Below are 9,692 nucleotides of genomic sequence, written 5' to 3'. Positions count from 1 at the left end.
ATATTCGCTACACGGTTATGGACAAGCAGAAACCGGCAGAACAGCTCCTGCGTTTTCTGACCGAGCGTCCTCATGAGGCCGGTATTGTTTATGCCCTGAGCCGCAAACGGGTCGAGTCGGTGGCCGAAGATCTGAGTCAGGCAGGAGTTTCATCAGCAGCGTATCATGCCGGTCTTTCAGATCAGGAGCGGAAGCGGGTACAGGATGATTTTCAGCGGGACGATATCCGTGTGGTGGTGGCCACTGTGGCATTTGGCATGGGAATCGATAAATCAAATGTCCGTTTTGTGGTTCATTACGACATTCCCAAGAACATCGAATCCTACTATCAGGAGACCGGTCGGGCCGGCCGGGACGGACTCGCTGCCGATGCACTGCTGCTCTTGGGCTATGGCGATATAGCCATTGCCAGGGGGTTGCTTGAAAAGGGCGGCAATATGGACCGCAAGCGTATCGAGCTTCAGAAGCTCAATACCATGGTCAGTTTTGCCGAGTCCCGCACCTGCAGGCGCCAAGTATTGTTGAGCTATTTCGGGGAAAAGCGGATTGAGCCATGCGGCAACTGCGATATCTGTCTTCATCCGCCGGAAATGATCGATGTCACCGAGGCAGCCCGCAAGGCATTGTCCTGTGTCTACAGGGTAGGACAGCGTTTCGGTATAGGTCACGTAATTGAAGTACTCAGGGGGTCGCAGAACAAGCGGCTTCTCGATCTGGGCCATGATCGCTTGTCCACTTATGGGATCGGCAAGGAAGAGAGTAAGGATTTCTGGTCCACGGTAATCCGCACCTTGATACACAAGGAGTATCTTTTCCAGGATTTAGCCAACTATTCGGTCCTTACCTTAACTCCGGCCGCTCGCCCCCTGCTGCAGGGTGAAGAAAATTTCGAAATGGCACGTCCCAGGCTCCGGCCAAAGAGTGACAAACAGAAAAAGGCAGTGCGGAAAAAGATCGTTGCGTCTCTTGAATACGATCAGGAGTTGTTTGAGCGGTTGCGGCAACTGCGGAAAAGGCTGGCAGATCAGGAAAAAGTCCCACCCTTTGTGATTTTCAGCGATGCAAGCTTGGTGGAAATAGCTGCCACCGTGCCGGAGAACGAGATGGAGTTTTTGATGATCTCTGGAGTGGGACAATACAAATTGAAGAGGTATGGGGAGGTATTCTTGCGGGAGATCAATGCAGGGTAAACTGGGGGGGTCAGGTCTACACATTTGACAAAATTAGTTGATTATCTTATCGACATTTAGCGGGGGAGATTGCGAGTTGTCACGCTGACACAGCATCGTTTCGCAGATTAGACGGAGGTTTAAAGTGATTGAGGCCGAGGCTAAAGCCATCCGGAAGAAGAATAATCAAAGTACAACAGAAACTGGTTTGTCAAATGTGTAGACCTGACCATATTATCTTTCAGAAGTCTCAAGAATAAGAGCGGCCTGGTTTGCTTTTAATTTTATTTCTGCCATGTTTAAAGTTCCATTAACTTGTTCATTTACTAAATGCAGATTCTAATAGCTTTACCGTAACATCATATATTTTCGGGTTGCCACTCTGCCTTGAACCAGCCACATTTAAAACTTTAATGCCATTATCAGTTCTCCAGGTCTTTAACAGACGCACAGAGTATGCAAGTGACATTTTGTCCATATCTACATGGAGATATGGCTTACAGTGTTTAGTAGCAAGTTTGGCGGTTAATTCTGACCCGCCAGTAAGCTTCCCATGAGAGACAATTAATGTTCCATCAGAATCAATGACATTCTGCTCAGTCCTTTTATTGTAACTATCACATGACATCTCTTGGAGGTTGTACTTATCTGGCAAAGGGCCATCTTCAGTTAGCCTGCCTTTAGGTATCCAGCCCCCATGTGGAATATTAAGTTTGATAGCAACGTCAAGAGCGGCTTGATCGGCACCTGCCTGCCCACCTGAAACAATTTTCCTAAGCATAGTTCTCCATATTTTGCTCTAACGCTACCTCTTTTTTGTGACTATTCGACCATTAAAACCAACCATAAAGAGAAAATAACAAATAAACAACAAAAAGAGTAGCTTGATGGTACATTCCCTTAAAAAAGAAGCTTATTATCCATCCAACATTAGCTAATACTCAGAACTGTCAATTATGTCGTTATTGACCCTATTATCTTTTGCTATTAACTTTACTATTATCTTCTTCAATTGGTCAGAAAGTAAAAAGTCAACGGGAGGCAATCTCCCGTTGACTCAGATCAAGGTATGAAATCAGAACAAATTAATCATCATGCCTGTCATGACCTTATTTCTTTCCATGTTTAGGTTTAGAGTCATCATCTTCAACAACATTGATGAAAATCGGGTTTGAGTAGAACCACAGGTCTGCGTAGGCCTCGGCCACCTCGTCCAGCTTGCTGTTGGTGTCGATCTCTACGCCTTTGAACAGACTGGCTTCCAGGACTGCCGGGTCCATGCTGGCGTAGATGTTGTCGTTCGCCAGGGAGTCGGCCAGAGGGTTGCCGTCCGCGTCGGTCTCGAAGGGCACGTTGGCCGGTAAATTGGTGCCGCGCAGGCGGAAGAACATGTCCTTGTCGGCCTTGAATTTGTACACATAGGTCATGTACCCGTTCTTGTCGGCATCGCCGCGGCGCTCGAAGGTGGTCACCACCGCGGCGTCGGTGCCGTAGTCGGTGTTCACATAGCTACGATTTGCCACGTCCGATAGGTCGGTCATCGGGACGTTGCCGGTGATGGTGCCGGCGATCAGGTCGATGTGGTCCAACACCGGCATGTTCAGGGGCTGATAGATGCCGATCTGGGCCAGGGAGGGGTTGTCCATGTCCAAAGGGCTGTTGTTCGGGGTGTTGGGGTCGCGGACCTTGATCTTGAGGGTGACCATTTTGCCCTTCTCGACCTCGAGGGTCTCGCCCATCATGGCCTTGGTCTTGCCTTGGCCGTGGGCCGTAAACTCGAGCTCGTCAATCAGGTCGCCCTGGACGTTCCAGGAGTTCCCGGACTGGACGCCATCGAACACCGCCTGGATCGGGTCTGCGGCATCGGTGTCAATGTAGGTGTAGTTCCTTTGGTATTCACCGGGCGCGAAATCACTGCCGCCCTGGCGCCAGTTACGGTGGTCATCGGAGCTGGCGAAGTTGTAGAACTGACGCCCTTCGGCCAGGAGGCCATCCCACAGGCCGCCGATCGACGCGGCATAGAAACCTGTCCCACCGTAGGTGCCGCCGCCCAGGGAGTTCCGGCTGAAACCTCGGTCACCGGAGGTCTGGTGCCCCGGGGCGCCTTCGAAGCCGATAGCAACGTCCGGACCAGCGTCCATCCAGTTGCGGAAGTCTTCGATGAAGTAGCTGTGGGCGCGTTCCACGTGGCCCGGGACCACCCAGGCGTCGGCGATGCCGTTGTCCACCAGGGCCTGCATGAACCGCACGCCTTCGATGGCATCCAGCTTGGCAGACTCGCGATCTTTGTCCTCCTTACAGGTGTTCATGCCGCAAGGGTAAATTAGGCCGTTGGTCTTTTCGAGGGGCCCCCAACCGTAATCCGCGAGCAGGCTGGGCTCACCGTTACGGCTGTTGTCGTCGTCGCTGTCGTCAAAGCGGAATTCGAACTCGCTGATGGCGTTGGCCGTTCCGTCGTACTGGTGGATAGCCGTGGAGGTGTGCTCGTGGCCCGCCGGGTTCCACTCGAGGCCGTTGATGATGACCTTGTCGGGGTAGAGCTCGCGAGCTTTCAGGATGTCGGGGAAAACGAAGTCCCGCAGGCTCTGCCACCGCCACATCTCCTGGTGGCCGCCGCTGAACTCCACGTCGCCGAGGATCGGGTTCACGGGGTAGACCGTGGGGGCGTCCCAGTAGTTGCCGTTCCCATCGCGATTGCGTTCGCCGCCGTGCTCGCTGTTGGCCCACCAGTGGAGACCAAAACTGTTGCTTGCGGCCATGCTGTCGAAGAACTTGTGGCTGCCGTCGGTGTACAAAGTGTGCTGGTGGAAATCACCGGGGAGGTACTCCCCGGCAAGGGCCGGGGCGGCGGTTGCCAAGGTGGCGGCGCCGGCTATGAGCAGTGCTGTATTCTTCATCTTTAAATACCTTTTTGTAGACATGACTGTTTTCTCCTAGTTGAATTAAACTTGTTGATCTGATTCGAAAATAAAAAGAATAACCGTGTTTCGATAGGCACCTCCTTTGATTTAAGTGAACTTTTCAATATGTATAATGGCCGGCAAAGTTAGTTCTCATTGACCGCTTTGCATGCTGTACAACTTATAGCTGTTGAAAATAAAGAACCGGTCAAGAACAAATTAAGAGTTGCTTAAATTTTGATGAGCTGAATGTTCAGACCACCTGATCTCGAGAGATTTTTTCATGATACCATTTCATAGAAATAGGCAGCTATGGGGTCAGAGGTCTACATATTTGACAAAATTAGTTGATTATCTTATCGACATTTAGCGGGGGAGATTGCGAATTGTCACGCTGACACAGCATCGTTTCGCAGATTAGACGGAGGTTTAAAGTGATTGAGGTCGCGGCTAAAGCCATCCGGAAGACAGAATAATCAAAGTCAACAGAAACTGGTTTGTCAAATGTGTAGACCTGACCCTATTATCCTGTTGACCTGTTACCTCAATTGCGTTTCCAAAAGGTCACGAGAGCCAATTCTGTACTATGGAATGAGTATATTGAGAGATATCATTATCTTGGGTATACTCCTCTGCCAGGAGCACAATTGCGCTATTTTGTCTATGCGGGTGAGCAGCTTGTTGCCCTGACAGGTTTTGGTGCAGCTGCGTGGCAAACGGCGCCAAGAGACATCTTCATTGGCTGGAATCATGAACAGAGGAAAAAGAATTTGCATTTGATCACCAATAATGCCCGTTTTTTGATTTTGCCTTGGGTACAATCAAAAAATCTTGCATCAAAAATTCTGTCGCTAACGACTCGACAACTTCCAGACGATTGGGAAGACAGATATAACATCCGGCCGGTATTACTGGAGACATTCGTCGAAAATAAGAGATTTATTGGTACCTGCTATAAGGCTGCTAATTGGCAATTATGCGGAAAAACTAAAGGTCGAGGAAAACTTGGACCAGCAGGAAAAGTGAGTGTTCCCATTAAAGATGTTTGGGTGTATCCTCTGGAAAAGAAGTTCCGGAGTATCTTGACGGCGTAACTCTGTGAAGAGCAAGCCGAATATTTACTAATTATTCGCGGCAATTATTCTGAGCTGGGTGTCATTTTCAATGTTGACACCTAGTACATAGAGCGATTGTTGCTTAAATTGACCTGTCAATGGCTTCAACTAATTTTTCAATATCAATCGGCTTCTGCATAAACTCTTTAACCCCTAACAATTTGGCTTTTTGCTGGGTCATTATTTCATAATGACCAGTCATGAGAATTACCGGAATATCTGGCCTGATAGCAATCATTTTCTGAGACAGTTCAATACCTGTTAAAATTGGCATAGTCAGATCGGTAATGACAATATCAAAAGCATTTGGCTCCGCACTAAACTCTTCAAATGCCATCAGACTGCTTGTATGCACGACTACATCATAGCCAACATCACGCAAAATCAACTCAAATGATCGTGCATTATACGTTTCATCATCAACCAACAATATTCTTCCGCTACTACTGGGAAGAGAAGAGGCTTTATAACTTTTTCCACTTTTTTCTGTTGTGAACTCATGGGTGAGGACTGGCAGATAGACTGCGAAAGTGGCCCCTTTACCTATTTCACTTTCTACCGTGATATACCCGTAGTGGCTGGTAATTATCCCATGTACTCTGGACAGACCAAGTCCGGTTCCCTCTCCGATCCCCTTAGTCGTGAAGTAGGGATCAAAGATTCGTTTCTTGGTCAACTCATCCATACCGTGCCCGGTATCAGAAACTGACAACTTAACATATTTTCCTTTACCGAAAAGTTCATGCTCACAAGAACTTTCTTCTCCTACTTCTACGGCTTCAAGCCTTACCTGAAGAACTCCTCCCTTTTGCCGCATAGCATGATAGGCGTTGGTACAGAGGTTAATCACCACCTGATAGATTTGAGTTGCATCTGCTTTTACTGGGGCACAGTCAGCTTCAATAAACTGCTGTAGTTCAATGGTAGCTGGTATAGACCTTTTTATAAAATTGAGGGCCTCTTTTACTATTGTTTGGATATGGATGGCGCTCTTCTTATGTTCTGTCACCCTTGAAAAAGTCATGATTTGCTGCACGAGTTTCGCAGCCCGCTCCCCACCATTAGTAATTTCACGCACATAGTCTGCCTGTTTACTTCCCGGGTCAAGATCATTAGTGAGTAAACGAGTGTATGTTAATATTCCGTTTAAAATATTGTTGAAATCATGGGAAATCCCCCCTGCCAATGTACCTATGGCTTCCATTTTATGTGCCTGGAGAAGATCTGATTCCAATTTCTTCCTTTCTTCTTCTGCCTTTTTCTGAAGAGAAATATCCTTAAAGTTTTCTACAATTCCAACAATTTCACCATTACTATTAAAAAAAGGGGTTGCTGTCACAATGCAAGGAAGTTCAGTTCCATTCAATCTTTTTTTGCTGGTTTCATATTCGACTCGCTTTTTTCCATTTACTATCTGGTTTAAAGGACATTCAGGGGTAAAACATTGTTCCCCTGAAAAAATATAATGACATTTTCGGTTAACAGCACTTTCGTTGACAAGGTTGGTCATTTGTAAAAAAGTCCTATTGACTCGAGTAACGTTGTAATCCAGGTCAATAACCCGCATCCCATCCGCTGCTGTCTGGAATATCTGATCCAACTCCAAGTTAGTCTGTTTGATTACTTCTTTAGCATATTGAATCTTATTAAATAACAGTTGGGTCAAAATCCCAAATACCAGGAAAAGTGTAACAATAATTGTGCGCATCCACCGCTCATGCCCAGTAGGCATAAACAACTCTTCAACAATATTGGTCTGATACTTGTTGTAGTGATTGAACGATTCAAGTATCCAGAATAAAAACGCAATAAAACACCCTATTGTGACACATCGGTTGTCTGTTATTTGGTTGATTATTCTTTGTTTCATCGGTAAGTATGTTTCATGAGTGTGACGGGAGGCAAGATAATATTTAGGTGTCTACAGTAAGGTTGTTCTAGGTTATTTTGCTCTTTATGCATGAAAAATTCATCGTACTGCATCAGACTTGAAATTGACGTTAACTTGTGCAAACTTAAAGATCTTAGTGAAAATTCATAAGTTTTTTTGACCAGAAAATGAAACCACAAATAAAACAGTTTACCCTTATATATATAATAATTGTTATATTGATAGGCAATCTTAACGCTATTGTCGATGCGTTTCTGCACCCATCAATTTCATATTTTGATGAAGAACATCTCATTGTTGGAGGAATAACAGCTCTAGCAGTATCGATACTATTCAGCTTCATCATAATTTACTTGAACCAGGTAAAAAGAGCTTTAACAAAACAACAGGAGCTTGAAATCCGTTTAACCAAGAGTGAACAACAACAAAACATTGCTCACTCATCTTCATTGGCTGCAATCGGAAAACTAAGTTCTAGTATTGTTCATGAAATGCGCAACCCCCTCACATCTATTAAAATGAATGTTCAAGCGCTTTCACGAAAAGTTGGGGATGACCCAACTTTTTCTGAGATTGCTTCAATTGCCTGCCAGCAGACAGAACGTCTTCAAACAATGCTTTCAGATCTTTTGACTTTTGGAGCCTCTATAGAACTCAACTATGATGAAATACAGTTCAAGTCACTAGTGAAACATCTCAGTAACGAATTACAACCTGTTGCCCAAGAAAAGGATATCACACTTCAGTTTGAGGATAAGCTAGAAGGTAAGGAGCTATTCATTGACAGCAAACTTATAAGCCTGGCATTACATAACCTTGTCCTGAACGCCATTCAATGGGCGGCAAAAAATAGTATTGTGATAATTGAAGGTCGTATTGATATGGAGAGGGAGGGTTTTTTTTCTATCACGGTATCAGACTGTGGCCCTGGTATAAATAAAGAACAATTAAATAGGCTGTTTACCCCTTTTTTTTCCACACGCCCAGGGGGAAAAGGACTTGGCTTAGCATATGTACATAAAATGGTAGAGTACCACAGGGGCTTCGTATTAGCACAAAGTAACCCTGAAGAACACCGAACAACCTTCAAAATGACTCTGCCACTCAAAGGGATAAAAACTTGAGTTCCATACTGATTATTGATGACGACCAAGCGCTATGCCGTTCCCTTGAAATCCAACTTGAAATGGAAGGGCATACGACAAAATCGGCCCTAAACTCCAAAGCGGGCCTAGAGCTGATATCTGCGACAAAGCCAGACCTCATTTTGCTGGACATAAACCTTCCCGATAAGAGTGGCATAGAGACTCTACCTAAAATCCTTAGTTTCGAGTCACCTCCTTCTGTAATAATCATGACCGGTGACCCTGACAACAAAAGGGTCATTGAGGCCATGCGTGCAGGTGCCACTGACTATTTGCGCAAGCCCTTTGATTTCGAAAAAGTACTTTCATTCATTAAGAAAATCGAGAAGATAAATTCTCACAAAACTTTTTCCATAGACAACAAACAAGCAAATGAGATTGACCGAGTTCGCCATGAAATCATCGGATCGCACTCGTCGATTGTTGAACTCCATAAAATTATCGGACTTCTGTCAAGAAGTAGAATAAGTGTCCTTATTTTAGGGGAGTCAGGGACAGGCAAAGAGCTTACCGCCCGCATTTTGCATAATGTCAGTTCAGAAAACAAACCATTTGTTGCTATTAATTGTTCTGCAATTGTACCTACACTTATGGAAAGTGAATTCTTTGGCCATGAAAAAGGTTCCTTTACCGGAGCAGACTCTCGCAAAATTGGCAAATTAGAACATGCTGAAGATGGTACTGTCTTTCTTGACGAAATCGGCGATATGCCCTTAGAACTTCAGGCCAAACTTTTGCGTGTACTACAGGAAGATGAATTTGTCAGGGTTGGTGGCCATGAAACTATCCCATTAAAGGCGAGGGTGATTGCGGCAACACACGCTGATCTTCCGGCGCTTATTAGAAAAGGACAATTCAGGCAAGATCTTTTCTTCCGCCTTACTGTATCAACTGTTACCCTTCCACCCCTTCGTGAGCGCGGTGATGACATCTATGATCTAACAACTTTTCTGCTCCAGAAAATTTCAAAAAAATTATCGTGCCCACCTGTAACGATTGACAAGAAAGCAATCGATCTTTTCAAAAAACACATATGGACTGGAAATATCCGCGAACTTGAAAACACATTAACAAGAGCGGTTGCTCTTACTCAAGGTTCTGTGCTCACTCCAGAGGACTTTGATTTTCACCATTGGCAGATCACTAATGATTTCAATCCAGAAAAACAACGACCGGTTACGCTGGCTGATGCTGAAAAGATGCATATCGAAATGACTCTCAACGAAAACGACTGGAATATTTCACGCAGTGCTCGCCTTCTCGATATTTCACCCACAACATTACGCAAAAAAATATCAGACTTTAATCTTGAAAAAGTTTAACTGCACAGAAACTGGTTAACACCAGCCAATTTCTGATCACTGCACACAGCCTAAACCAACCCCCGTCCCAAAACAAACTTGCAAACAGTTCATAGTTTCCACAGTTTTTGTAGCTAAAATGCAAAAAAATACTTCAAAAAAATGGAGTGG

The 9,692-nt window shown here is 45.3% G+C and carries 7 protein-coding genes; 4 read left to right on the top strand and 3 right to left on the bottom strand.

All coding sequences use genetic code 11. The annotated features are described in order from the left end of the window. Positions 1-1,190 (top strand): RecQ family ATP-dependent DNA helicase (locus HQK80_13585; protein ID MBF0223234.1); only part of this gene is annotated, 1,190 nt, incomplete at its 5' end. 298 nt (positions 1,191-1,488) lie between these two features. Here HQK80_13585 and HQK80_13580 read toward each other — a convergent pair. Both HQK80_13580 and HQK80_13575 read right to left on the bottom strand, forming a co-directional pair. After that, positions 1,489-1,950 carry a putative molybdenum carrier protein gene (locus tag HQK80_13580; protein ID MBF0223233.1) on the bottom strand — a complete coding sequence of 154 codons (462 nt, stop codon included), beginning with the start codon at positions 1,948-1,950 and terminating at the stop codon, positions 1,489-1,491. Positions 1,951-2,278: 328 nt separating this feature from the next. Then, on the bottom strand, positions 2,279-4,066 hold the full coding sequence (locus tag HQK80_13575) for a hypothetical protein (protein ID MBF0223232.1): 1,788 nt from the start codon (positions 4,064-4,066) through the stop codon (positions 2,279-2,281). 539 nt (positions 4,067-4,605) lie between these two features. Here HQK80_13575 and HQK80_13570 point away from each other — a divergent pair. Beyond that, positions 4,606-5,163 (top strand): DUF4338 domain-containing protein, encoded by a 558-nt coding sequence (locus tag HQK80_13570; GenBank protein ID MBF0223231.1) that lies wholly within the window; start codon positions 4,606-4,608, stop codon positions 5,161-5,163. Between the two features lie 103 nt (positions 5,164-5,266). Here HQK80_13570 and HQK80_13565 read toward each other — a convergent pair whose 3' ends face one another. After that, entirely contained in the window at positions 5,267-6,916 is a 1,650-nt protein-coding gene (locus tag HQK80_13565) for a response regulator (GenBank protein MBF0223230.1), read from the bottom strand. 326 nt (positions 6,917-7,242) lie between these two features. On the opposite strand from HQK80_13565, the gene HQK80_13560 reads away from it, so the two are divergent. Both HQK80_13560 and HQK80_13555 read left to right on the top strand, forming a co-directional pair. Further along, positions 7,243-8,199, top strand: coding sequence for a HAMP domain-containing histidine kinase (locus HQK80_13560; GenBank protein MBF0223229.1), 957 nt, complete (start codon positions 7,243-7,245; stop codon positions 8,197-8,199). Next, positions 8,196-9,542, top strand: a complete 1,347-nt coding sequence (locus HQK80_13555; GenBank protein ID MBF0223228.1) for a sigma-54-dependent Fis family transcriptional regulator — start codon at positions 8,196-8,198, stop codon at positions 9,540-9,542. The genes HQK80_13560 and HQK80_13555 overlap by 4 nt, the downstream gene beginning before the upstream one ends. The last annotated feature ends 150 nt before the right edge of the window (positions 9,543-9,692 follow it).

The sequence above is a fragment of the Desulfobulbaceae bacterium genome (genome assembly GCA_015231515.1).
Classification (GTDB): Bacteria; Desulfobacterota; Desulfobulbia; order Desulfobulbales; family VMSU01; genus JADGBM01.
The sequence above is the reverse complement of the archived record's forward strand: the minus strand, read 5'-3'. Positions and strand labels throughout refer to the sequence as shown.